This window comes from Geomonas azotofigens (assembly GCF_018919395.1).
Classification (GTDB): Bacteria; Desulfobacterota; Desulfuromonadia; order Geobacterales; family Geobacteraceae; genus Geomonas; species Geomonas azotofigens.
In genome coordinates, this window is record NZ_JAHLME010000002.1 from 402,397 (window position 1) to 426,982 (window position 24,586).

19 protein-coding genes are annotated in these 24,586 nt (G+C 53.2%); 12 read left to right on the plus strand and 7 right to left on the minus strand.

Annotated features, from left to right (window positions below):
- The first annotated feature begins 315 nt into the window (after positions 1 to 315).
- The gene (locus KOL99_RS06775; RefSeq protein ID WP_268898911.1) at positions 316 to 1,572 is read left to right on the plus strand and encodes a tyrosine-type recombinase/integrase; all 1,257 of its coding nucleotides are present in this window, start codon (positions 316 to 318) and stop codon (positions 1,570 to 1,572) included.
- Between the two features lie 127 nt (positions 1,573 to 1,699).
- On the opposite strand, the gene dndA is transcribed toward KOL99_RS06775, so the two are convergent.
- Positions 1,700 to 2,833 (minus strand): cysteine desulfurase DndA, encoded by a 1,134-nt coding sequence (dndA, locus tag KOL99_RS06780; RefSeq protein WP_216509722.1) that lies wholly within the window; start codon positions 2,831 to 2,833, stop codon positions 1,700 to 1,702.
- A gap of 119 nt (positions 2,834 to 2,952) precedes the next feature.
- Between dndA and dndB the strand changes: the two genes are divergently transcribed.
- The 5 genes from dndB to KOL99_RS06805 are packed head-to-tail and all read left to right on the plus strand — an operon-like array spanning position 2,953 to position 8,765.
- Positions 2,953 to 4,044: a DNA sulfur modification protein DndB gene (gene dndB / locus KOL99_RS06785; RefSeq protein ID WP_216509723.1), complete on the plus strand. Its 1,092-nt coding sequence runs from the start codon at positions 2,953 to 2,955 to the stop codon at positions 4,042 to 4,044.
- A 2-nt stretch (positions 4,045 to 4,046) separates the two neighbouring features.
- Complete coding sequence (dndC, locus tag KOL99_RS06790) at positions 4,047 to 5,630, plus strand: DNA phosphorothioation system sulfurtransferase DndC (protein ID WP_216509724.1); 1,584 nt, start codon at positions 4,047 to 4,049, stop codon at positions 5,628 to 5,630.
- Entirely contained in the window at positions 5,627 to 7,600 is a 1,974-nt protein-coding gene (gene dndD / locus KOL99_RS06795) for a DNA sulfur modification protein DndD (RefSeq protein ID WP_216509725.1), read from the plus strand. The genes dndC and dndD overlap by 4 nt, the downstream gene beginning before the upstream one ends.
- Complete coding sequence (gene dndE, locus KOL99_RS06800; RefSeq protein ID WP_216509726.1) at positions 7,597 to 7,971, plus strand: DNA sulfur modification protein DndE; 375 nt, start codon at positions 7,597 to 7,599, stop codon at positions 7,969 to 7,971. The genes dndD and dndE overlap by 4 nt, the downstream gene beginning before the upstream one ends.
- A gap of 14 nt (positions 7,972 to 7,985) precedes the next feature.
- Entirely contained in the window at positions 7,986 to 8,765 is a 780-nt protein-coding gene (locus KOL99_RS06805; RefSeq protein WP_216509727.1) for an endonuclease NucS domain-containing protein, read from the plus strand.
- A 32-nt stretch (positions 8,766 to 8,797) separates the two neighbouring features.
- Here KOL99_RS06805 and KOL99_RS06810 read toward each other — a convergent pair whose 3' ends face one another.
- The 6 genes from KOL99_RS06810 to KOL99_RS06835 all read right to left on the minus strand — a co-directional run bounded on the left by KOL99_RS06810 (position 8,798) and on the right by KOL99_RS06835 (position 14,879).
- Positions 8,798 to 11,050, minus strand: coding sequence for a ParB N-terminal domain-containing protein (locus KOL99_RS06810; protein ID WP_216509728.1), 2,253 nt, complete (start codon positions 11,048 to 11,050; stop codon positions 8,798 to 8,800).
- Positions 11,051 to 11,809: a hypothetical protein gene (locus KOL99_RS06815; RefSeq protein ID WP_216509729.1), complete on the minus strand. Its 759-nt coding sequence runs from the start codon at positions 11,807 to 11,809 to the stop codon at positions 11,051 to 11,053.
- 176 nt (positions 11,810 to 11,985) lie between these two features.
- Positions 11,986 to 12,732, minus strand: coding sequence for a hypothetical protein (locus KOL99_RS06820; RefSeq protein WP_216509730.1), 747 nt, complete (start codon positions 12,730 to 12,732; stop codon positions 11,986 to 11,988).
- 556 nt (positions 12,733 to 13,288) lie between these two features.
- Positions 13,289 to 13,756: a conjugal transfer protein TraM gene (locus KOL99_RS06825; RefSeq protein ID WP_216509731.1), complete on the minus strand. Its 468-nt coding sequence runs from the start codon at positions 13,754 to 13,756 to the stop codon at positions 13,289 to 13,291.
- Positions 13,756 to 14,481 (minus strand): nucleotide-binding protein, encoded by a 726-nt coding sequence (locus tag KOL99_RS06830; RefSeq protein ID WP_216509732.1) that lies wholly within the window; start codon positions 14,479 to 14,481, stop codon positions 13,756 to 13,758. Before KOL99_RS06830 ends, KOL99_RS06825 begins: the two co-directional genes overlap by 1 nt.
- Complete coding sequence (locus KOL99_RS06835) at positions 14,481 to 14,879, minus strand: TraK family protein (RefSeq protein ID WP_216509733.1); 399 nt, start codon at positions 14,877 to 14,879, stop codon at positions 14,481 to 14,483. The genes KOL99_RS06830 and KOL99_RS06835 overlap by 1 nt, the downstream gene beginning before the upstream one ends.
- A gap of 340 nt (positions 14,880 to 15,219) precedes the next feature.
- On the opposite strand from KOL99_RS06835, the gene traJ reads away from it, so the two are divergent.
- From traJ to KOL99_RS21595, 6 genes are all read left to right on the plus strand, one after another.
- Positions 15,220 to 15,585, plus strand: coding sequence for a conjugal transfer transcriptional regulator TraJ (traJ, locus tag KOL99_RS06840; RefSeq protein WP_216509734.1), 366 nt, complete (start codon positions 15,220 to 15,222; stop codon positions 15,583 to 15,585).
- Between the two features lie 47 nt (positions 15,586 to 15,632).
- Complete coding sequence (gene traI, locus KOL99_RS06845; protein WP_216509735.1) at positions 15,633 to 17,918, plus strand: TraI/MobA(P) family conjugative relaxase; 2,286 nt, start codon at positions 15,633 to 15,635, stop codon at positions 17,916 to 17,918.
- Positions 17,915 to 19,903, plus strand: a complete 1,989-nt coding sequence (locus KOL99_RS06850) for a type IV secretory system conjugative DNA transfer family protein (protein WP_216509736.1) — start codon at positions 17,915 to 17,917, stop codon at positions 19,901 to 19,903. The genes traI and KOL99_RS06850 overlap by 4 nt, the downstream gene beginning before the upstream one ends.
- Complete coding sequence (gene traF / locus KOL99_RS06855; RefSeq protein WP_216509737.1) at positions 19,900 to 20,424, plus strand: conjugative transfer signal peptidase TraF; 525 nt, start codon at positions 19,900 to 19,902, stop codon at positions 20,422 to 20,424. The genes KOL99_RS06850 and traF overlap by 4 nt, the downstream gene beginning before the upstream one ends.
- Positions 20,425 to 20,822: 398 nt before the next feature.
- Entirely contained in the window at positions 20,823 to 21,077 is a 255-nt protein-coding gene (locus KOL99_RS06860) for a protein TraD (RefSeq protein ID WP_236025866.1), read from the plus strand.
- A 28-nt stretch (positions 21,078 to 21,105) separates the two neighbouring features.
- Positions 21,106 to 24,015 carry a zincin-like metallopeptidase domain-containing protein gene (locus KOL99_RS21595; protein ID WP_236025868.1) on the plus strand — a complete coding sequence of 970 codons (2,910 nt, stop codon included), beginning with the start codon at positions 21,106 to 21,108 and terminating at the stop codon, positions 24,013 to 24,015.
- Positions 24,016 to 24,586: the final 571 nt, after the last annotated feature.

Sequence of the window (24,586 nt, forward strand, 5' to 3'; positions counted from 1 at the left end):
AAGTGGAAATAGACAGGTTGGAGGTTGCACCAGAGGTTGCACAAACAAAAAGGGCCCACAGCTAAACACTGTAAGCCCTTGATTTTTTTGGCGTCCCCGAGACGATTCGAACGTCCGACCCCTTCCTTAGGAGTTAAATAAAAAAGCCTTTTCACGCCTTTTCATCACGTTTCGATTCGCTTCAAATCCTCAAGAATTGCTCTTGAAAATCAATAAGATATGGGTTACAACCTATTCAGAGCAGTTCAACAGTTTTCAACAAACCCCTCGGCTAAAAGTTCACTCGAAAGTTCACTCGTCAGCGGGAGGAGTGCAATGTTCACCGACCGGCAGATTAGAAATATGAAACCCGAGGCCAAGATCAGGGATATCCGGGATGGTCGCGGTTTCGGACTACGCATCAAACCTAACGGCACCAAGATATTTTTTTACGGCTACGACTCCCCGGTAACAGGCGCCAGGCGCTTCCTCACCTTGGGGGAGTATCCAGGACTGTCCCTTGAGGCAGCCCGGATCAAGCATGCCAGCGCCTATGAACTGGTCAAGTCCGGTGGAGACCCTCTCGAAACCGCCCAGCAGGAACAGGCAGACCTGAAGGCGGCGCCCACCGTCAAAGAGCTTGGTGAAGACTACCTAAAGCGCCACGCCGAAGCAAACAAAAAAAGCTGGCTCGAAGACAAACGGATACTCGAGAAGGAAGTGTTCCCTACATGGGGCCGGCTAAAGGCCCAGGAGATAACCAAAGGACAGGTGATCGCCCTTCTGGACAAGGTCGTTGACCGGGGTTCCCCGCAGACCGCCAACAACATCTTCAAGATCATACGCAAGATGTTCAACTGGGCCGTGAAGAAGGATCGCCTGAAAACCACCCCCTGCACCGGCATCGACATGCCCGCCCCCCTGAAACTCAAGGAGCGTGCTCTCTCCGCTGACGAGGTCAAGACCGTATGGCACGCCCTCGACACCGGCATGAACCTGTCCGGAGAGGTGATACGCGCCATCAAACTCATCCTGGTCACCGCACAGAGACCCGGCGAGGTGTCAGGCATGCACACCCGCGAGATCGACGGCAAGTGGTGGACCATTCCAAGCGAGCGGGCCAAAAACGGGAAAGCCCACCGCGTCCCCCTCTCCCCGCTGGCGCTGGAGATCATAGAGGAATGCATCACGCAGAACAAGATCGCGCGTGAAGTCCCCGACGATCAGGAGTACGTCGGCTACATCTTCCCCTGCCCCCACCGCGCCAAGGACAAACCGATCGAGCGCCACGCCCTCAGCAAGGCCCTGAAGCGCAACGAGTCCGGCGACGGCCTGACCGTGCTGGGGGTCGCCAGCTTCACCCCCCACGACCTCCGGCGCACCGCCGCAACGTTCATGGCCGAATCCGGCGAGATGGACGAGGTCATCGATGCCGTCCTTAACCACGCCAAGCAGGGAATCATCAGAGTCTATAATCAGTTCAAATACGATTCGCAGAAACAGGCAGCACTCGAATCATGGGCGCGACGGTTGACCAACATCCTCACCGGCACTCAAAGCAACATCGTACCCATGCAACCCAAGGTGCCGTGATCCTCCCCCTAATCTTCTTTCGCTAAGGATTGCCTTGAGAAGTACCCGTCCGGTGGCGACCGTACTAGGGTGTGCCGCCGGCAAGGGGATTTGTTGCCACTTCCTGAACCACAACCCGGCCGACAGATCAGTACAAGGTGCGAATTCTCTGGGCGATCTGTTCCCAGTCAACCGCCGGTGTTAAGTGGCACCAGCTGATGCGTACACAAGCGTTTGCGTCCTCATCGCTCATACCCATCGCTTTTAATACGTGACTTGGGGTGTAGCTGCTTGAGGTGCAAGCCGAGCCGTTGGAGATGGCAATCAAGTCCTTTAAAGCAACAATAAGGGCTTCCGAATCCAAACCAGCGAAGGATATGTTAAGCACGTGGTTCATCGCCTTCGATTGATCCCCAGTGAGTTTCGGGTTCAGGGGGGCTAGAGATCCCAGAGCCGTATTCCGGAGCATCGCACAAGCCTGTTGTCGTTTGTGATGATCGCGAACGGCAATTTCCGCTGCTGCCCCAAGGGCAGCAATTAGGGGAACAGGTAATGTTCCCGGTCGCAAGCCTCGCTCCTGCCCGCCGCCGAAAGTTAGTGGAGTCAGTGGCAGTCGGGCATACCCTCTCCGGCGCGTTATCAGGGCCCCAACGCCTTTCGGTGCGTGAATTTTATGTCCGCTAATACTTATCAGGTCAACCCTGGGATGCTTGAGTGAGTCTAACTCCTTCCCGAATCCCTGTGCGGCATCGGTGTGAAAAAAGGCCTCATGGTCCTGCAGAATATCTACAATCTCCGCAATCGGCTGGCAGATTCCGGTTTCGTTATTCACCTGCATCACCGATACAAGCAAGGTATCGGGCCGCAAGGCGTCACGCACCGCTTCAGGGTCAACCGCGCCGTTTTCTCCCACCGGCAACCGTGTAACCTCAAACCCCTCCCTCTCTAAGGCATCACAGGGTTCCAACACCGCCTTGTGCTCAATTGCCGTTGTGATCACATGGCGTTTTCCCTGCTCGATTCCAGCCCCACGAAGCCCGAGAATCGCGAGATTATTACTCTCGGTTGCCCCGCTTGTGAAAATGACCTCGTCCCGCTTTGCTCCGACAACAGCAGCGACTTGATCCCTCGCTTTCTGCACAGCACTCTTGGCCCGAGCTCCATATTCGTGGGTCCTGCTTCCCTCATTCCCAAACTCATCGGTCAGGTAGTGGATCATGATATCACGCACTTCGGGGGCCAGAGGAGTTGTAGCGTTGCAATCCAGGTAAACAACAGCCATGAAACCTCCTGTATGTCTTTTTTGATTTTCACATTGACATACAAAAAAACATTTATTATAAACTAGATCGGAATTTTAACAAACCGTTTTTTGCCCCCTTCGCCCATTTAAGAGGTCCCATGGACACCAACTCAACCCTTAGTTTCCCTGTAATTCGGGGTCTCCAAGCTCGCCGCGAATATTATGTCGCGATGTGGACACTGAGAATGCTTCGCCAAATTTCCATTTTTGACGAGGACGAATTGCCACCGGAGTTGCGCGCACAACGCATCCTCAACAAAGGTCGTATTCCTGAAATCTCTGATTATATTCTGAACAACCCGGATGACTACGTTTTCTCCGCTCTTACGGTTTCCATTGACTCTGAGGTTGTGTTTGAGGCATTACCGGGACAGGACCGCCTTGGTGTCCTTCGGGTCCCTATGGATGCACACTTCATAATCAATGATGGCCAACACCGACGGGCAGCCATTATCGAGGCACTGAAACAGCGTCCGGAGTTAGAGCATGAGACCATAGCCGTAGTCTTTTTTCTGGACATCGGATTAGAGCGTTGCCAGCAGATGTTTGCCGATCTGAATCGCTATGCAATACGCCCCAGCCGTTCATTGGGCCTTCTATACGACCACCGTAACGACAAAGCGCGCCTGGCAAAATTAGTAATCATGAAGTCAGAGGTTTTCCGGGAGCTGGTGGACATGGAAAAGTCGTCCCTCGCTCCTCGATCCCGAAAACTGTTCACTCTTTCGGCATTTTACAACGCGTGTGCAGACCTTGTAAACGGAATAGCCACGGGCGATCTTACAGAAGATGCTAACATAGCTCGTTCTTTCTGGGAGGCCATTGCTGAGCACTTTCCCCAGTGGCTCCAAGTACGGGACGGCAAACTACCTGCGAGTGAGGTCCGGGAAGGATTTATACATTCCCACGGCATTGCTATTCAAGCCATTGGTAAGGCAGGTAATGCCCTACTCCTTAACTCCCCCAACAACTGGCGTAAGCGCCTTAAAGGACTAGAGCAGATTGATTGGTCACGCAAAAACGCCAAACTTTGGGAGGGTCGAGCTCTAATAGGTGGGAAAGTTTCGAAAGTTACCACTAACGTCGTGCTGACTACAAATGTAATAAAACGTGCGTTGTCGCTGCCAATCAGCGAAGAGGAGCAGCGCGTAGAGACCGCTTTCAACCGCAAAGATCTTGCTAACGAGTGACCATGACATCGAGACCTAAAACTAAAAATACTGGCGACACAACTTCAATTCCCACGAGACAGCACAAGTCCGCATTTAACAACAGTGGTTTTCAGTCTACCATCCGCAGCTTGCAAGAGGAGGTCTGCGCCCTCTATACTGCCGACGAGGTGCCTTGGATCATCGGTTACTCAGGCGGAAAAGATTCCACAGCCATTCTTCAGTTAGTTTGGACCGCTCTAGCCACCCTTCCGCTAGAACAACGGCGAAAAACAGTCTATGTCATATCCACCGACACTATGGTTGAAAATCCCGTTGTAGCGGTGTGGGTAGCAAACTCCCTTAGCCTAATGAAGCAGTCTGCCAGCAAGCAGGAAATGCCTATTGAACCGATACGGCTCACGCCTGCACTGGCAGACTCATTTTGGGTAAACCTGATTGGTAAAGGGTACCCGGCCCCTCGAAACAAATTCCGCTGGTGTACAGCACGTCTTAAAATCCAACCTTCCAACACCTTCATCAATAATGTTGTTTCGTCAAGTAGTGAGGCAATCCTTGTTCTCGGCACCCGTAAAGCTGAAAGCTCGAAACGAGCAGCGAATATGGCTGCTCATGAAAAGAAACGTTTTCGTGACAGGCTTAGCCCGAATTCAAGCCTGCCTGGGTCCCTTGTCTATACTCCAATCGAGGATTGGACCAACGAGGATGTTTGGTTTTATCTTATGCAGGTCAAGAATCCATGGGGAAACAATAACCATGACTTGCTAGGCATGTATGCAGGAGCATCTGCGGACGGCGAGTGCCCACTTGTAGTTGATGATTCAACACCAAGTTGCGGTGATTCTCGTTTTGGCTGTTGGGTGTGCACCTTGGTCGACAAAGATAAATCAATGACCGCTATGATCCAGAATGATGAAGAAAAAGAATGGATGATGCCACTTTTAGACCTTCGGGACGCACTGGATTTCCGCCGGGACCATGAGGGGGAATACGCAGAGAACGCAGATTACGACATCCGGGATTTCCGACGAATGAGCGGGGCCGTACAAGTAATGTCCGGTGGACGCCCCATCCATGGTCCCTACATTCAGAGCGCACGCGAAGAATGGCTTAAAAAGTTACTTATTGCCCAGACTTACATTCGCAACAATGGGCCGGATGAGGTAAGAGGGTTTGAACTAATAACACTAGCAGAGTTGCAAGAAATACGGCGAATATGGGTAGTCGATAAACATGAGTTGGAGGACTCCCTTCCGCGGATCTACCGGAATGCTACCGGGGAGGAATATCCTGGGCGCTCACTTGATGATAACTTGGTAATAGGCGAAGAAGAGATGAGCATACTTGCACAGCTATGCGGTGACGACCACCTTCATTACGAACTGAGTCGAGAACTCATAAGCCTTACAGTGCAGCAGCGGTCTACAACACGTAGGGCTGGCTTGCATGAACGTTTAGAGAAGACCTTTTCCCGCCATTTCTATGATAACCGCGATGACGCGGTTTCCAGAGCAAACCTCATCGCCGAACAGAAAAAGCGGATTAGGTCAGAATTACCATGCGTGTCCCAAGGGTCATCTGAAACCTCACAGGAGGACAAGGTATGATCCTCGATAAAGTTGTACTTGAAAATTTTGGGGTCTACGGCGGTAGGCAGGAAGCTGATCTTTCCCCCAAACCAGGTAAACCCATAATTCTTTTTGGCGGAATGAATGGTGGAGGCAAAACCACCCTGCTTGACGCCATTCAATTGGCATTCTATGGTTCGAAGGCTCATACCTCGAACCGGGGAAGATTGCCCTACAAGGAATATTTACGACAATCCATCCATCGTAAAGGACACGTTGACGGTGCTAGCATCACCGTTGGATTTCGGCGGGTCATCGAAGGTCAGACTAGACAATTTGAACTGATCAGAAGTTGGTGCCATGGCGTCAAGGGTATTGAGGAGAGTGTCCGAGTCTATGAGGATGGAAGTATTGATGAGATTATATCCGAGCATTGGGAAGAGGCGATAGAGGCTTATCTTCCCAGCAGCATTTCCCATCTCTTTTTCTTCGACGGTGAACAAATTAAGGAATTGGCGGAAGGAGGTCATGCAGCTGAAATCCTTGGTACTGCTATCCGTTCCTTACTCGGCCTTGACTTAGTGGACCGCCTAGAAACAGATCTTAAAGTATTTGAAAGAAAGAAAAAAGGAGAAGGTCTTGACCCTGAAACGTCTCAGAAATTGGCACAGGCGCGAGGCGAGTTGGAGGAAATTGATCACCAACAAGCGATAACAGCCATGCAAGAGGGAGCACTGGTCAATGAAACCGGGCGCTTGGCAAAAGACTTACGGGCTAAAGAAGAACGATTTCGGGAAGAAGGGGGCGAACTTTTCCTTCGGCGTCAAGAGCTGGAAGAGGAATTGACCAGCCTAAAAGCTGAAAAAGCTGAGGCTGAAGCACAATACAGGGAACTGATAGCCGGACCGTTGCCACTCTCGCTGGTCGACCACCTGTTGGGCGAGGTCGAACGGGCAGTGCTTCATGAAACCGATATTAAGCGTGCACGACTTTTGCTTACGGTATTGGAGGCTCGCGACAAGTCAGTACTATCGGCCCTGAAAAAGTCCAAGTTGCCTGCTAATTCCCTAAGTGCAATGGGGACAATTTTGGAGGAAGACCGTGCTGGACGTGCAGGCTTGGCCCAAGAGTGCCTGGTGCTCAACGCAGATGATGCCCTTGCACTACGCATTGGGAATCTTCGAGAAAAAGTTTTGCCCTCAGCAAGGCAGCAGGCTCATACATTTTCGGCACGAATATCTGCATTAGCCGAAAAAATCGCCCGCGTGGAGAACGAATTAGAGCGTGTCCCCACGGCAGACCGCATAGCCGATATACAACAAGAATTGAATCTGGTTCAAAGAGCACATCAAGAAAAATTGCTCGAACTTGAGGCCCTTAAGGTTAGACAGGAAGCCCTGCGGCGTCAGAAACTATTGGCCGAAGCGAGGGTTGATAAGATTGCAGCTCACAACATTGATGCCAATTTTACCGAGGACGCCCGCCTCAGAATGATCAAGCATTCCCAGAAGGTCCGCACCACCTTGACGGAATTTCGAAAATTGGTCGTCCAGCGGCACACAGAGGGAATGGAAAACTTAATGCTGGATTCCTTCCAAAAATTGCTAAGAAAAAAAGATTTGGTAACCGGACTCACTATTGACCCAGAAAGCTTTGAAACGATCCTGACCACCAAAGAGGGCACCGCCCTACCCTTTGATCGTTTGTCAGCAGGTGAAAAGCAGCTGTTGGCAACCTCTATGCTCTGGGGGCTAGCACGTGCCTCAGGCCGCCCTGTACCAACAATTATAGACACTCCGTTAGGGCGCCTGGACTCGTCACACCGGAAGCATTTGGTCCAACGCTATTTTCCAAATGCGTCCCACCAGGTACTTCTTTTATCTACTGATGAAGAAATAATTGGCCCTTACTATCAAGCAATAAAGCCCTTCATTTCTCGCTGTTATCTTCTCGATCATGATGAAAAGTTGACCCAGACCAACATAAAAGAAGGATATTTCGAAAAATGAGACCACCAGTTGAGCATGTTAGAGTGAGTGCTAGAGGCAGGGAAATCCTTATAAAAGTTAAGCGCCATACCGGGTTGGAACACTGGAACGAGATCTGCAGAATTGCCTTGTGCAGGTCACTTGCCAATCCGACAAAACCACCAAAATACGAAAAATCCGGTGAAAGCAACATTGAAATTGAATGGAAGACTTTTGCTGGTGCCTACAAAGAGGAACTCGCTGCTCTTATTATACTCAGAGCAAATATCGATAATATTGATTTAACCAAGAAAGACTCTTTGCCCGAGTACTTCAAGAGACATCTGGAGAGGGGGATCTCTAGCTTGCAGAATGTAAAGGACTTATCTCGCCTGTGCACCAATGCGAACTAGGATATGGTGACAAAATGACCATAAATGAAGCGGCTAGAAAAAGCCTTCAGATCCTCGGCATTCCTTCAAAGCTAGATAATATTCTTGAGGTGATTATAGAAAATGGTTTTTACTCTTTTGGCGCCAAAGACCCTAAGGGTGCCTTAAGCGCCCAACTCATAAGAAGTTCCAAAGGCTTTAACGCTGCCGTTTCAAGTAAAGAGAAAATCTTTTACAAAGCCGGGCCAGCAACGTTCGGCTTATTAGCTTGGCTTTCAGACAATGACGTCGAACAGTTGGAGATGGAGGAAGAAATCCTTAGCTTCCAGGAGTGCTACTCACCTGACGCGTCAAAGCTGGATACAAGTCTTTTCTTGGAGAAGGAATGGCATCAGTGGCTTTTTAAGAACCTTGAAGAAAATGGACTGATAGGACTAGGGTTTGGCCATTGTACTTTATTTGACAGAGAGAAGCAGAAAAATGTAATGGGTAAGTACGACACGAAGGAAGTTGGCGAGATTGACTTACTGCTGAAAAGTGCAAAAGGAGACATAATCGTTATTGAGCTGAAAAGAAAAGGTACTGATGAGACAGTTGGTCAGGTGTGCAGGTATGTTGGGTGGGTCGAAGAAAATCTAGCAGTAAACAAACAGACATCAGTATATGGCATGATAATAGCCCAGCATATAGACAAGAGACTAATGTATGCAATTAGACCGATTAAAGATCATATTTTTTATCAGCAATTAATGTTTAATGTAGAATTTGGCGAATCATCTAAAAAACACTCAGAGACAGCACCTGTGGAGCGTTAGTAAATGCGTCCACAGGCGCTTCCTCTGTTCACTCAATCCTTTTCAACTGTTATGTCTAAAAGTTCTGTAAACGACAACCCACCTTCATTCTGTTCCTCTTGAAAGGTCTCTTCGCCTCCATTGCCATTTTCTTTCTCCATGCCTTGATCGGTTATATCGACAGATGCCGATTCCATTTTACCAAGCCATTCTTCAAAGACGGACTTCGTGATTCCAAACCATTTCAACAGGGATTTCCTAAGCGTTTCTGCTGCCATACTCTTTGCTTTTCCCAACAAAACCGCTTTGCCTTCATTTTTAGTGTTTGTCTTCTCAATGCCTTTAAGCATTTCCTTTACAAGATATGAGTAATAGAAGTACCGTGCGGAATCTCGTGACTCAGTTGTAATTTCACTCTTAATAGACAGAGATAAGTGATCTAATGCCTCAGATGTAGATAGTAATTCCAACCAAAAATATCTGAAATGGGCAGCATATTGGGTATCGAGTTTCGGTATTCTATTTAAAGGCTCATCTATACCTTTGTAAAAAATCGCTTTACGGCCAGGAAACGTTTTGGGGCCACCTAGCAGTCCTGCATTTGCAGCCTGAATTACATTAGAAGTAAAATTTTCCATGTCCGAAAGGCTTATGTTTGCCCGATACCCCAAGGTCCTTGCAGCTAGGACGAACCCAAGTTGACAAGCATTTGTTGAAAATACATCGAAGATGCCATTAGATAGTTCGATCGACGTCTGATCAGTCTTCCCCAAATATGTCTTGCACCTTAGCTCATAAAAAATCTTCTTTTTCAGCTCAAGCGTTTCCCAAGTGCTCACTATATCGGTTTTGTCCAAAGGTTTGAGCTTTAAATCTGCTCGAAACTGGTTTGTTCTTTCCCAATGTTGATAACTATCCCTGATAGTCCAAAACATTCCAACACCTTCGAATATTGCGTCTTTAGCCAAAGTATCGGTTGTTCCGGCGGTAGCCCATCCATTCTTGAACGTTTCCAGTGATTGCCCGTGTGCATGATATGGTACAAGATCACTCAACATTCTTACTATTAGGTTTCCCCACCCCTTCATCAGCTGGTTCTGAAGGAACTCAATTTTACTGTTAGGAAACTTAGTATTTGAAATCTCGTTGCGTTTTATATCCTCTACAACTTCTTCAATTTCGGCATCTACCGCAAGAGTAGATTGCATAAAGAGCGACTTTTCATATTCGCTTTCGCGACCGCCAAACCCTAGATTGAGATTTATGAAATATTTATCTGGGCCGAATACGCTTCTTGAAATGCAATCTCTCAAAATTATTACGTTGGAAATTACGCTCCACTTTGAAGATGATGCCTGGTCTCTTCCTGGATGGTCATATTCGATAGCATAAATTTGTAGAGTTGAGGTATCCTCTCTAAAGTCATTCAAGAGACGTCGAGTGAAAATACTAATAAGTTCTGCGTCAGATAGGAGCAGTATCCGCGATTCGCTAGGATTTCGTGCGTTCTGATTAACATCTACAAATAATTTTCTTGCTGCTGCGTGAGGTTCCAAATTACTCTCTCCAGCAGGAAACCACACTAAGGTGACGGCAAACTCTAACTGATTAAATAATTGCTTACGTTCTTCTTCAGATTTATTCCTCAGAAGTTCTTTGATTACAGGCTCATAGAAGTATTTATACTTTTCTCCTTTCTCACCCCAAGTATTATTTATGGTTCTGTCGATAGCCAACAGTGCCATTGCGCGATGCTGCCCGTCTATAACGACAAATTTAGCCTCTTCCGGGTTCCAGGATAACCTACCTAACTTTACAACAGAATCGGAATCAGTGGTGCTATCTTGCATACGTTCAATTTTATAAGCAGTGTCGTATCTTTCTCCTTTCCAATAAGCTATGGTATCTTTGTATTTCTTAATATCACTGCCCATCGGAAAACTTTTCAGGGGGTCGTTACCTTCGAAGGGAAGGATAGCCGCTACAATCGGCGGGAAAAATGCTGGTCTATTCACCTGATTTAGCACATACGGCACTAGTCCGGTGGCAACACGATGATCGTCCAGATCTCTCTGAAGAAGTTGGTTGAAATCCATATTAGTGGTGGGCAATACCTCACGCACTGGACGCAAATAGTTGGTGAGCCTTTTTTCCTTATCCTTAGCCATTTTGCCAATTCTGGCCTTTGTTTCTAGAAACTGAACTTCTCCAGCTGGAGTCTTAAATGTGCCCCATGTTCCAAAGACAGACTGTTCATACTCAATGGTAAGTTCCTGATCGAGTTTTTCATCTAAAAAGCCATCCATTCAACGCCTCCCTGCGAAAGGTCTATGCCATCTATTCAAAAGCCATTCAGCTGTTCCAGCGAATTTCCGCAAAGTATCAATATCATATTCACTTTGCACGAATCGTTTCATGTCAAGCGTAACAACAAATAAATGTTCTGGATTAAAATCCATAGCCACCGCTCTGTGAGCAAAATCGGTCCCACCCTCTAAAATCCGTTCTTTAAGTTGCCTTAAATAGTCGTCGTTTTGTGAGGTGTGTTCTTTGAGGCTCAGATATAACTTGACATGATCAGACAATCTGTCTTTCAGGTTTTTAGAGACGCCTAAATAAATTGGGGATGTCAGAAAAGGGGCTGCTGCAGTCAGCACTTTCACTAAAAACTGCCTCGAAGCCTGATTTTTTGTGACGTCCTTTAGGAATTTGTAAAAATCCCTATCGTCTTTTGCGTTAATTTCTTGTTCATTGACACGACCCAATATTATGTTCTGGTGGTAATCGCGGCTTAGGTCATCAAGCGATCCTTTCCATTTAGTACCGAAGGCCCCTTTTCCGTGTAAATCAAATGGCGAGAGTTGATAACGAAGCGTGTGTTTTGCGATAGAGTTTCGTAACCTTATCTCACCGTAGTCAACGCCATCGTTATCTACTGCCCTCTTAAAGTCAGGCACCGCAATGTGTGTTTTACCATACCACGCATAGAGTCCTGGGCTAACGGTTGCTTTTTCTATCTCGTTAAAGTCTAGTACATCAATACCGGTGAAATCAAAGGATCCCATTTAATGTCCTTTTCGCCTGATGGGAACGCACCAACTCTGTTGTATGCTGCTTTGTGAAATCACTGAAACTATCCTTAATTTCAGCATGGAAAACATTACAACCGACAAACGATCAGCCATCTGATTAGCTTATTGAGGAAAGCACCTGTCTTTGAATGATAAAACTGTAAGTTGTGCTATGGTCTGCCCCTTATTACGCTTAGCCATTGCTTTGCAAGGACGCGGACAAAGTCAATCGCTTCTTCTTTCGTCATTGGATTACTGGTTTTTGGTACGTCCTCATAACCGTGCCTTGCCCAATCACCTGAGACGGTCGGATTGTGGACCACATCCTTAAAGCGAGAAAACTGGTCTTGAGTTATGCCGAATGTCACTTGAAAATTGCGCCGGTTATTCGGATGTCCCTCAGCCAACTCATAGATTTTATATACAATTTCACCTGTCGGGTTGTCCACATCCAACAGTTCTAACACCTTTGAGGCCCTTACAGACAAAAATGCGGGTTCGAGTCTACTGCGTTGAGCTTCAAGCTTTGCCTGATATTTTTCTTCTAACCGGTCGGCGTGCCATTTTTCGAGTTGCTCGTCGGTGAGATTCGTGGGGGGGGCTACTTCTATTGTCGCAACGCCTCCCATGATTGCAATTTGGCAGGAAGCAGCTTCAATAAATCCGCTTCGGCTCGGCGGGGAGGTGCTGTAATCGACGACACTGCCCAACGTGAAATCAAGATCAATTTGAGCTGGTCCGGTGAAGACATCACGTAAACGTTTAGCTTCAGTCCAGACCTCATCACAGCTTAGACATGCATCGAACGTAGGAGAAGTAATTTCATTTAAGGTTTCTCCCTTGACAAGCACGTAACCGATTCCATTTAAAAGATCGCCGAGGTTTCGGGGATCGAGACCCGATTTTTGAACTTCCACACTCCATCTCATTAACAACCCCTGTTAAATATATTGTTCTCGTCTTTGCCCGACAAGTGCCTATAACATACGGGAAATGCGAAACATGTTTGCAAAGCTAAAAATGATCCGGTACTCGGTGTGATCGAGCCACGCCGTCTCCCCACGGCCTGCACTGAAGAGCCCTTTCTGGACGATTTTCCCAGTAGGCCCAGAGGCAGGAGTGACCAGTACTCCTAACCACGGCACAGTACACCATTTAAGCCCGAAGCTCAACAGCATATTCTAATGATTCACCTAAAATCTCTTTGCTTCTTGCCACTCCTACTTGTTGCTCAATTCCTCGGAATAGACCGCCACAACTGAGACACCTCTTTAGAGTCCGCCCAGTGGCCCTCACATATAGGAACAGGCGGCCCGCAAGCTGCAGGCCAAAGACCCTTTATTGGTAAAAGATTGGGATGGGACGTTTTAAGGGGGACGCATCAGGCTTTATTATGTAGTCCGGAAAGAAAGGGAGTAAACCTAGGAAGCGAACAGTGCGGTTTGCATCTTGACCTGCCCAGTGATAGATGCCTCAATTCGTAAAGGTAGGACCCGCAGCACCCCCTCGTAGGGCAACCCACAGAGCCACACCTGCCGCAAGCAGCGTGATGCATGCTGCCACCACATTGAAGATTGCCACGCGCCTGGCGTCGCGAGCCCGGTCGGCAACGCCTGCAAGGGAGGCATCGATCTCGGTTCTAACCGCCATAGCCAGCGCTTTGGCGCCGTCATTCATCTGCTGGTCCATCGCCTCTTTGCCGGCCAGCAGGGCTGCGTTTAGGATCCTTTCCGCCTTGTTCCTGGCGTCGCTTCCCCATCGGGCGGCAAGGTCTTCCAATTCTTCCTTGTAGCGGTCAAGCTGCACCCGTTGGGCCTTGGAGCTGTCCTCAATGAGCCGCTTGTTGATCGTTTGCAGGACGAGAATTGGGTCATCGCGCGAAACGGCGATACCGTGCTTCGCCGCAATTTCCTTTATCAGCTCCTCGATGTCATCGTTCATCACAGCACCGTCGCATTTTCGAGTTGCGCGAACAACTGGCTCTTGACCAGCTTGAGCCGCTGCCTGGTCATGATCGATTTGGACGCCGTCGCCAGCGCCTCATCAAAGGTGAGCCGTTCCTGGAGCATCTCGGAAAAATCCCGGCCGTAGGTCTCTTCCTTCAACGCAGGCATCCTGATGATCGCGGTTACACGGGCCTTGTTGGTCGTGTACGACTTCATCTGCTCAAAGTTCTTCCCGCCATCCTCGATGGGTCCCCAATAGGGGTTGAGCCAGACCACGAACAGGCACTCGGCCGGGAACTGGGTCACCAGTTGGGTAAAACCGTTCACCGTGTCGACCAGGGCCTGGCTGCCGGTTATGACGGTGTGCACCACGAACTCGTGTCCCATCTCGTCAAGGAGAGCCGGCACCTGGTTGCTGATCAAGTAGTGGGACAGCGGGACAAAGGAACTGGCGCCGTTGTCGATGATGACGTCGCCCTTGGCTGCCGCGATCATCTCGATCAAGGCATCGAAATTCCTGGTGTTGATTTCATCCCCGTCCAGGATGTTGAGCCGGCGCACGTTAAGGGCCTTGTACCCCTCGAAGGTCGCGTTGACCGGGTCGGTATCGATGCAAAGCGGCGATTCCCCTTGGCTGACTTTGAACTGGGCAAGGACTGCAGCTACAACTGATTTGCCGACGCCCCCCTTCCCCTGCAGCACGATATGGATTTTGGCCATCAGATCAAGTCCTCCTTTTTTGGTGAAGGATTAAAGGTGAAGCCCTTTATCTCGGGTATCTCCTTCTCCGGTGCGGCCGTCGCGGCCGTCGCGGGCTTCGCGGTCTTGCTTGTGTCGCCTGTGCTGCCGCGTTCAGTAGCACGTTCTTCCATGGGGGGGCCGGGCGGAGTTTGGATCAGACGCTTGGTGTAGTTCCAAAAAGAAGCATAGCCGAAGGCCACTTTCCCCTCTTCGTGCAGGATTCCCCAGATACTCTTGATAGACCAACCATCGCCGAGCGCCTGTATGATTTCCTGGCGCAGGGCCAGGAAGATGGCCCGGTTTTGATTCCTATTGGAGGCGAGCGGCTTTTTGCCGGCGGCCTTGGCCGCTAATCGATCGGAGATGGTTTTGTTCATGATGTCGTACCGAGATTTTCCGCGATTGGCAGGCTATCTTAACCATATTCAATATATCGGAGGATATTTGTGAGAGATCTTACCATATTATTTGAGATTTTTTATTAGTAGCCTCATTATTTTCGGAAAATCAGGGTAAAATTGCGACGTGGTCGAAAGTCGTATTTAGGAAATCGTCACTCGGAGCGGGGCAGGATATGTGAAGTTAGCTATCCGGCAAGCCGGTTAGCTAACTTCACCTCCCCTTATTCGCACTGCGTGCTCAACGGGTATCCTGCTCTGCGAGGCTAGACGGCTACCGCCGTCAACGTATGAAGCCGACTCCTCACAGAGGGCAATTATGGCTGAAAAGAACACGGCAACACGTACCCACCAGCTGCACGTCCCAGTGCGGCCAGACGAAAGAGCTGCGATCAAAAAGATGGCGGCTTCGACGGGCCTACCCGTCGCCGCCTATCTGCGGAATGTAGGCTTGGGATATCAGTTGCATAACATCCTGGACAACGAACGCGTTGAAGAGCTGGCACGCATCAACGGGGACCTTGGGCGTCTGGGCGGTCTCCTAAAGCTGTGGCTCACTGACGACCCGCGCACGGCGCAGTACGGCGAGAGACTGATACGCGCCCTCCTAACTAAAATCGAAAGCACTCAGGACAAGATGCAGGAGATCATGCGGTCTGTTGTCATACCAAAGGCTTTGCGGTGAAACTCTAAATTTAGCCGCTAAAACCCAAACGTCCTGGAGACTGCAGCATGATCGCCAAGAAAGTGCGGATGAGGTCAGTGGGGAGGAGCGATTACGATGGTTTAGTGAAGTACCTAACCGACAAACAAGGAAAGTATCAGCGTCTCGGGTATGTCTCAGTCAGCAACTGCCATTCGCAAGAGTGGCAGGCAGCCGTCATCGAAGTTCTCAACACTCAGTCACGCAACACACGGGCCTTATCGGACAAAACCTATCACCTGATAGTCAGTTTACGCGCGGGGGAAGAACCCGGCGGCGCCATTTTGAAAGCGATCGAGGAAAGGATCTGCTACGAACTGGGTTACAGCGAACATCAGCGCATTTGTGTTGTTCACCATGACACGGACAATCTTCACTTCCACATTGCCATCAATAAGATTCACCCGACACGCCACACCATTCACGACCCTTACTATGATCACGTTACGCTGGGAAAACTCTGCGAAAAGCTCGAACGGCAACACGGCTTAGCAGCCGATAACCACCAAGTGTTGAGAAATGGAAGCGAGAGCCGGGCTGCCGACATGGAGCGGCACGCCGGGGTGCAAAGCCTGTTGGGATGGATTCAGCGCGAGTGCGCCGAGCAAATGCAGCAGGCAGAAAGCTGGGCCGAGCTGCACGCCCTGATGGCTGAAAAAGGGTTGCAACTTCAAGAGCGAGGCAACGGTTTAGTTATCACTGACGGTACCGGGCTTGGCGTCAAAGCCGGTTCGGTCGCAAGACACTTCTCGAAACCTCGCTTGGAGAAACGCTTGGGCTCCTTCAAGCAGGCTGACAGGCTTAAGGACGTCATACAGGCTCCACCGCAAACTCAAAACATCCTGCGAAATCCCTCGCAGCTTGAACGGGTCGCAACTGGCGGCCTGCGGTACCGAGGGCAGCCAATGCCTTCGCGGTACGACACAGCCAAGCTGTACGGCAGCTACCAGGAGGAGCAGCAAGAAGCCAGGACGGCACGGGCAGCCGAAAGAGCTAAGATAGCGGACCGCAGAAAAAGCCTAACGGAGGCGGCCAAACGAAGGGCAAAACTCAAACGGGCTGCGGCCAAGGCCGTCAGAGTGAACGGGGCAGTTAAAAGAATCCTCTACGGCGCGATCAGCAACACGCTGCAAGAGGAAATTCGTAGGATCAACAGGCAATGTACCGCCGACCGCCTGGCGGTCGACAGCAAATATCCTTGGCGTCCATGGGCCGACTGGCTGAGAGCGAAGGCCGTCGAAGGGGACCGTGAGGCGCTGGCCGCTTTGCGCGCCCGCGAGGCGGCAACCGGCCTGAAGGGGGACACCATAACCGGCAAGGGCCACCGTAAGCATGCGCCGCTAGCGGCAGAACGGGACTGCATCACCAAAAAAGGGACGATTATCTATCACGTCGGCACAATCGCGGTACGCGACGACGGGGACAGGCTCCAGGTTTCGCGGGGGGCGAACATGGAGGGACTGCAAGCCGCTCTACTCTTGGCGTCAGAACACTATGGCAGTTGCATCGCCGTCAACGGTACCGGCGCCTTCAAGGAACAGGTTGCCCGGGCGGCGGCCGCCGGCAGATTGCCCATTACCTTTGACGATGCAGCATTGGAGCGCCACCGCCAGGAACTGCTGGGACCGGGAGTCCTCAGGGAGAAAGCCAGTGGACACGACAACCAAGCGGGAGCACGAACCGCCAGCGGACGACCAGGAGTCGACGGAGGATTTGATAACCGCGGCGCTGGCAGCCATGGATGCGCCGCTGCCGCAATCCATCCAAGGGGAACCACCCGAGGAACAACAGCCGAGCGAGGCGCTGCCCGTCACTGTAAGCCCTACGTTGGAGGCGTTGGACGAAAGCCGCCGCCCCAAGGCCAGAACCGCCTGCGAGAGCTGTCCGAACTCGGTGTGGTTCACCTCGCCGGCGGAGGTCAGGTGCTACTGCCGCGTGATGTTCCTGATCGTCTGGAGCGACAAGGTGCCAAACCGGATCACCGCGTGCGACGGGGTGTTCCTCGGCCAGGAGAGATGACGGCAGGGCAGGCCGCCGCAGTAAAGTATGTCGCAGAAAGGGAGGCCATGCGGCTCAAGGCCTCAGGCGTGCCTAAACACCGGCTTTACGATCACGAAGACGGGAGCAGCGCGGCATTCGCCGGGACCCGCAAGGTGGAAGGGGAGTTTCTGGCCCTATTGAAACGAGGAGACGAGATCCTGGTCCTCCCCGTCGGCGCCGGCATCGCCCAGCGGCTCAAGCGCGTGCCGGTCGGCGACACCGTCACCGTGACCGCAAACGGCTCCGTCACAAGAGCCAGGGGGCGGAAGATATGAAAGACCACTTCAACAACGCGGTGGGACCGCAGGTGCAGGCGCGGACCAAAAAGCGAAAAACCAAGATCATACCCTTTTTTGCCGTGGTCTCCCTCGTCGCCGGGCTGCAAACGGCCAGCCAGTTTTTCGCTCAGGATTTCCGATACCAGCCGGTGCTGGGATGGAACATCCACGGTTTTTACCTCCCCTGGAGCATTCTGCGCTGGGCCGCCAGGTGGTACCACGAGTATCCGCAGGCGGTCATGCGCGCCGGCAGCGTCGGTATCGTCGTTGCCGGGCTGGGGCTGCTCGTTCTGGCCGTCGCGAAAATGATCCGGGCGAACTCGAGCACAGTCAACGAATACCTGCACGGTTCCGCCCGCTGGGCGAACCTCGAGGATATCTACCGCTCCGGGCTCTTATCGCGCCGGCCTCCGTTCTGGCAGTGGGGCCGACAAGGGCGGGAAACCGGCGCAGCCTCCGGCGTCTATGTCGGCGCCTGGCTGGACCGGTCCGGAACCCTCCGCTATCTCAGGCACAGCGGCCCCGAGCATGTCCTCACCTACGCGCCGACCCGTTCGGGCAAGGGCGTCGGCCTGGTCGTGCCCACCCTGCTCTCCTGGCCCGACAGCGCGGTCATCACGGACCTGAAAGGGGAATTGTGGGCCATGACGGCGGGGTGGCGGCAAAAGCATGCCAGGAACAAGGTGATCCGCTTCGAACCGGCCACCCTGAATGGCAGCGCCGGTTGGAACCCGCTCGACGAACTGCGCATCGGGACCGAACACGAAGTGGGCGACGTGCAGAATCTGGCGACCCTGATCGTGGACCCGGACGGCAGGGGGCTGGAAACCCACTGGCAGAAGACCAGCCAGGCCTTGCTGGTGGGCGTGGTTCTTCATGCCATCTACAAAGCCAGGCACGAAGGAGGCACAGCCTCGCTGCCGGCGGTCGATGCCATGCTGTCCGATCCGGAGCGCGATGTAACAGACTTGTGGCTGGAAATGACCACCTACGGCCACCTGAACGGCCGCGTGCATCCGGCCGTCGGTTCGGCGGCGCGGGACATGATGGACAGGCCCGAGGAGGAAGCCGGTTCCGTCCTGTCCACGGCGAAATCGTACCTGGCGCTCTACCGCGACCCGGTGGTGGCGCACAACGTGAGCAGATCCGAGTTCCGCATCAAGGATCTGATGAACCACGACGACCCGGTAAGCCTCTACATCGTCACCCAACCCAACGACAAGACCCGCCTGCGCCCGCTGGTGCGCATCATGGTGAACATGATCTTTCGTCTTCTGGCAGACAAGCTGGAGTTCGAGCGGATCGCAGCTACACCCTCATGGTGGCGGCGGACGGCTGCCGCGATGGGGTTGCACCATGACAGCGGCCAGTCACACGTGCGCCCCAAAAGAACGTACCGGCATCGCCTGCTGGGCATGATCGACGAGTTCCCGAGCCTCGGGAGGCTTGAAATCCTCCAGGAATCGCTCGCCTTCGTCGCCGGCTACGGCATCAAGTTATACCTGATCTGCCAGGACCTGAACCAGCTCAAAAGCCGCGAAACCGGTTACGGCCCCGACGAGACCATCACCTCGAACTGCCACGTCCAAAACGCCTTCCCGCCGAACCGGCTGGAAACCGCCGAGCACCTCTCGAAACTTACCGGCCAGACGACCGTGGTGAAGGAGCAGATCACCACCAGCGGGAACCGCATGGCCGCACTCATGGGACAGGTCTCGCGGACCACGCAGGAGGTGCAGCGCCCTCTGCTGACGCCGGACGAGTGTCTGCGGATGCCGGGGCCAAAAAAGGATGCCGACGGGCAGATCACGGAAGCCGGGGACATGGTGATCTACGTCGCCGGGTTCCCCGCCATCTACGGGCGGCAGCCGCTCTACTTCCAGGACGAAATTTTCACCGCACGCGCTGCCGTACCGGCCCCTTCGGTAAGCGACAGGCTGCGCCCCCCCTTGGAGGCGCCAAAGGCCGGCATTACGCTATGAACCTGCTCTTGAGGCAGATCGCCGCCGGCACGATCATCCTGCTCCTTTTGGGGGGCGCCTGCTATGCCGTCGGAGCCCGCGTCAACACCACGGGGAGCATTCCGGTGGGGCTGTACTGGACGAGCAGGAAGCCTGCCGGGAAAGGCGACTACGTCCTTGTCTGCCCTCCCCCGTTGGAGGTCTTCGACATGGCCAAGGAACGCGGCTACATCCGGGCCGGGTTTTGCCCCGGTGGCTACGGCTATCTGATGAAGCGGATTATGGCCGCTGAAAACGACAAGGTGACGGTTGCCGACGACGGCGTTCGCGTCAACGGCCGGTTGCTGCCGTTCAGCGTGCCACTCAAGGCGGACCAGGCCGGCCGGCCGCTTCCCCGGTACCAGGCCGACAGCTACACGCTCAACGAGCACCAGGTGCTGCTCATGACCGATCGAAACTCGTTTTCATTCGACGGCCGCTATTTCGGTCCGATCAACCGTTCCCAGATAAAGACCGTGATTGTCCCCACGATCACCTGGTAGAGGGAGGCCAGATGCGCCTTTTCATCGCGGAAAAACCATCGGTAGCAGAAGCCATTGCCAGAGCCCCGAATACGGCACAGGCAACCACTAGCGCTGATGAAGCACACAATCGTCAATGATGGGAAGGGGTGTGAAATGAATCCAACTGACATAGCAGCAGCGTGGAGAACAGAAAAAGGATACACCGGCAGAGGTGGAGTCATCGTCATATTCGACGGCTTTGTTAACAGTTGGGTAAACGAGTTGCGCGACCCTAACCATTGGGCTCCCGGCTGTATCGCCGTCGATGAATCGGGCAACCAGTGGATTGCGAAAGGTGGCGATAGACAACGTGGAGCTGACCGCTGGGAGCCGGTTTCCCACCGAATCAGTACACACAAAGAAGGGAGGAGCATCGCATGACAACAGAAACCATCCAGGACGACGGCGAAGACTTGACGGAAAACGCGACGTTCCACGACACCATCAAATTTGCCACGCTGCGCGATAAGCTCGCCGACGCGCTGACACCCGGCTTCCAGGCGGAGCTGGATCCCGAGGAGGCGGAACAGGCCGGTGCGTTCCACGAAACCGCCCTGACCGAAGAGGACGCGGCGGGGAGTACCGACGACCTTACCGCCGCCTTGGAAGAACTCGGAGTTTTTCCACAGTGATCCAGTCTCCCAGAGGAAGGAGGACGGCATGGAATCCAGAAAGCTTTTCCACGAAAAGGTTGCCGAAAAGCTGATCGAGAAACAGAAAGAGGGAACCGCGCCCTGGCAGAAACCATGGCAGCCCGGTGCAGCGGAATCGTTCATCCCTATCAACCCGACCACCGGCCAACGGTATAGGGGCATCAACGCGATCCTCCTGATGAGTCAGGACCGTTCCGACCAGCGCTGGATGACCTACAAGCAGGCTGCCGCAATCAACGCCCAGGTACGCAAGGGGGAGAAAGGCACCCCCATCGAATACTGGAAGTTCACCGACGAACGAACGAAACTTGATGCCGACGGCAAACCGGTCCTGGATGATTCGGGGGAGCCGGTCAAGCAGAGTGTCAGGCTCGAGCGCCCACGGGTCTTCTTCGCCACCGTTTTCAACGCGGAACAAATAGACGGACTGCCCCCCGCGGCGCCGCGCAAGGTACGGGAATGGAACCCGGTAAAAAGGGTGCAGGACATCCTGCTGGCGTCGGGTGCCGCCATCAAGCACGGCGAGCGAGACCGCGCCTTCTACCGGCCGGCGACGGACAGCATCCATCTCCCCGACGCGGCCCAGTTTCCGACCGCGGACAGCTACTACGCGACCGCCCTCCACGAGCTTGGGCACTGGACAGGCCACCAATCCCGCCTCAACCGCGACCTGGCGCACCCGTTCGGGAGCGAAGGGTATGCCCGGGAAGAGCTGCGAGCAGAGATCGCCAGCATGATCCTCGGCGATGAACTGGGAATCGGGCACGACCCCGGCCAGCACGCCGCGTATGTCGCTTCCTGGATCAAATCGCTGGAAGAAGACCCGCTGGAAATCTTCCGCGCTGCAGCCGATGCCGAGAAGATCCAGGAGTATGTGCTGCACCTCGAACAGAAACAGATCCAGGAAGAGCAGGCCGAGGAGCAGGATGAAGTCCTCACCGAGCTACAGAAGTTGCACCTGGCCGCATACGATGGGTTCAGCCCCTTGGAGACCTGGAACAACCTGCAAACGGTAGCTGAGTCCAACGGCCTCTCAGCTTCAATCGGCCGGGGCGGCGCCGGCCATTATGACCCGCCTTATCTCATCACCTACACCGACCGAGCCGGCCACAAGACGTCCATCACCAGCGAGCTTTTCCAGGACGGCAAGGCCCTCACCTGTGTCAATGGCGAACACGTGCCGGGCACCAGCTGCACGTCCGACCACGAATGGCAAAGCGCGGCCTTGAACAACGCCGTAATCCGGATGAACAACCGGAAGCCGGCCCAGGAGGCAAAGATCATGTCCGACATCATCCCCACTGGCGTCAGGATTTACATCGATGTCCCTTACCGTGAGAAGGAAGAGGCGAAGGCGTTGGGTGCGAAATGGGACCGGCAGAAGCAGTTATGGTACATCCCCGCCGACAAGGAGGACTCGGCTTTCGCAAAATGGAAGCAGAAAGACGCCTCGGCCGCCCGCGAGGCCAGGAAATCCGGAGGCGAGCGCGTGTACCTCGCCGTCCCTTACGGCGAGCGCAAGGCAGCCAAGGCGGCCGGTGCCGTCTGGGACCAGGCAGCCCGCTCCTGGTATGCCGGGCCGAAAGCCGACATGGCGATGCTGGAGCGCTGGGCTGCGGACAAGGTGCCGGGGCAGCAAATGCCGGCGATGACACCGCAGGAGGAGTTCGCCGAGGCACTTGCCTCCATGGGATGCATCGTCGAGGGAGAACACCCGGTGATGGACGGTGAGAAACATCGGATTGCGGTTACCGGCGACGTGAAAGGCGAGCATGCCGGTTTTTACGTCGGGCACCTGGACGGGCACCCGGCCGGCTACATCAAGAACAACCGGACCGGCGTCGACATGAAGTGGAAATCCAAAGGCTACGTCCTCTCTCCTGAAGAGAAGGCGCAATTGCAGGCACAAGCCGCGACGAAGCTGCAAGCCCGGGAAACGGAACAGGCGAGGCGGCACGAGCAGACCGCACAGCGTGTCAGCCTGCAGATGGCCGACCTGGTGCCAGTAACCCTCCCCACGGCATACCTGAGGGCGAAGGGTCTTGAACCGCACCCCGGCGTGATGACGGACAAGGAGGGGCGGGAAACCTTCATCCCGGCCATAGACGTCGACGGCAAGCAATGGACGATGCAGTATATCCAGGAGGACGGCACCAAGCGGTTCGCGAAGGACAGCCGCAAGGCGGGCTGTTTCCATGTCGTAGGCGGCCTGGAGGCTTTGGCACAGGCCCCGGCCCTGGTCATCGGCGAAGGTTATGCAACGGCCGGCACTTTGGCCCAAATACTGGGTTACGCCACCGTGGCAGCGTTCGACTCGGGCAACTTGCTGCCGGTCGCCACGGCCCTGCACCAGAAGTTCCCGGACAAGCCCGTGATTATCGCCGGGGACGACGACAGACATTTGGAAATGACGCACGGCATAAACCCCGGCCGCAGCAAGGCGGAAGAAGCCGCGAGGGCTGTGGGAGGCAAAATCCTGCTGCCGATTTTCGCGCCGGGTGAGGCGGCCTATCCGGAGGAGCTGTCACCGGTCACACCGCTGGCTTATCGCAACCATATCAATGCCGCGAAAGTTCTGGAGGATGCACAAAAAGAACCTGGGCGCCTCACCGAGCCGCAGGCGACCGAACTGAGGCGCGTACTGCTCAGTCCGGAGCAGTTGGCGGCGCTAGACAGGATGAAACAGCATACCGACTTCAACGATCTTGTGACCCGAAGTCAATTGGGGATGGAAGGGCTCCGGCGCCAGGCCAACTCCATCATCATGGCTGAGATTGAGAAATACAATGAAACGAGTGGAATAACTGCCAAGGAGCGCCCCACGCACGTTGAGGAGTTGCAGGAAAAACCAAAGGAAAAAAAACAATTAAAGCAACCACGCCAGGCCAAAACCCACCGCAGGGTGAAACCCGCGTAACGGGATCTTGTGTCAATCACGAGCAGGCCTGATTTCCCAACGATACCAAAACCGACCGCTCGCTGAACAGCCGAGTCAAATTTGAGAAATACAAACCTTGGTGCCGCAGTGGTGATACAGTAAAACACGGTCGCGTTCCTTCACCCCCAACGCCGCTGACCGGATTGAAGGGTCCCCTGCCAACCGACAACGACTGGGAACCCTTCTCTGCCTTTAATCTAGCTTCGACAGGACCCAAGTCCCGTAAGGTGATTTAGATGGGCTCAGCAATACACCTTGCTGTACTAGTTTCCTCTTTGCCCAATCTATATTGTGGATCCACCGCTCTTTAGGTGGGTTTTGGCTTACAAGGAGATAATTGTCGGCCGGTGTGAACTGATTTGAGTAAACTTCGTGGATTTTGTTGATCACGGTCTGTCTCCTAGCCCGACCACCAGCGAACTTAAGGAAATCAATTATGATTTCAACAAATTCATTTTGCTCAATGCTACCAATGCTGCCGCGCTGGAGGCGTTTAATCCTGTAGTCACTTGGAACTTGCATAAGTGTCTCCTGTAATACATCTTGTCCG

Bases quoted from the DNA above. Each gene is read 5' to 3' on its own strand.
- KOL99_RS06775 (WP_268898911.1), top strand. From the start codon at position 316: ATGTTCACCGACCGGCAGATTAGAAATATGAAACCCGAGGCCAAGATC.
- traJ (WP_216509734.1), top strand. From the start codon at position 15,220: ATGGCTGAAAAGAACACGGCAACACGTACCCACCAGCTGCACGTCCCA.
- traI (WP_216509735.1), top strand. From the start codon at position 15,633: ATGATCGCCAAGAAAGTGCGGATGAGGTCAGTGGGGAGGAGCGATTAC.
- KOL99_RS06850 (WP_216509736.1), top strand. From the start codon at position 17,915: ATGAAAGACCACTTCAACAACGCGGTGGGACCGCAGGTGCAGGCGCGG.
- dndA (WP_216509722.1), bottom strand. From the start codon at position 2,833: ATGGCTGTTGTTTACCTGGATTGCAACGCTACAACTCCTCTGGCCCCC.
- KOL99_RS06825 (WP_216509731.1), bottom strand. From the start codon at position 13,756: ATGAACGATGACATCGAGGAGCTGATAAAGGAAATTGCGGCGAAGCAC.
- KOL99_RS06860 (WP_236025866.1), top strand. From the start codon at position 20,823: ATGACAACAGAAACCATCCAGGACGACGGCGAAGACTTGACGGAAAAC.
- KOL99_RS06810 (WP_216509728.1), bottom strand. From the start codon at position 11,050: ATGGATGGCTTTTTAGATGAAAAACTCGATCAGGAACTTACCATTGAG.
- KOL99_RS06835 (WP_216509733.1), bottom strand. From the start codon at position 14,879: ATGAACAAAACCATCTCCGATCGATTAGCGGCCAAGGCCGCCGGCAAA.
- dndC (WP_216509724.1), top strand. From the start codon at position 4,047: ATGACATCGAGACCTAAAACTAAAAATACTGGCGACACAACTTCAATT.
- KOL99_RS21595 (WP_236025868.1), top strand. From the start codon at position 21,106: ATGGAATCCAGAAAGCTTTTCCACGAAAAGGTTGCCGAAAAGCTGATC.
- dndE (WP_216509726.1), top strand. From the start codon at position 7,597: ATGAGACCACCAGTTGAGCATGTTAGAGTGAGTGCTAGAGGCAGGGAA.
- dndD (WP_216509725.1), top strand. From the start codon at position 5,627: ATGATCCTCGATAAAGTTGTACTTGAAAATTTTGGGGTCTACGGCGGT.
- KOL99_RS06805 (WP_216509727.1), top strand. From the start codon at position 7,986: ATGACCATAAATGAAGCGGCTAGAAAAAGCCTTCAGATCCTCGGCATT.
- traF (WP_216509737.1), top strand. From the start codon at position 19,900: ATGAACCTGCTCTTGAGGCAGATCGCCGCCGGCACGATCATCCTGCTC.
- KOL99_RS06815 (WP_216509729.1), bottom strand. From the start codon at position 11,809: ATGGGATCCTTTGATTTCACCGGTATTGATGTACTAGACTTTAACGAG.
- dndB (WP_216509723.1), top strand. From the start codon at position 2,953: ATGGACACCAACTCAACCCTTAGTTTCCCTGTAATTCGGGGTCTCCAA.
- KOL99_RS06830 (WP_216509732.1), bottom strand. From the start codon at position 14,481: ATGGCCAAAATCCATATCGTGCTGCAGGGGAAGGGGGGCGTCGGCAAA.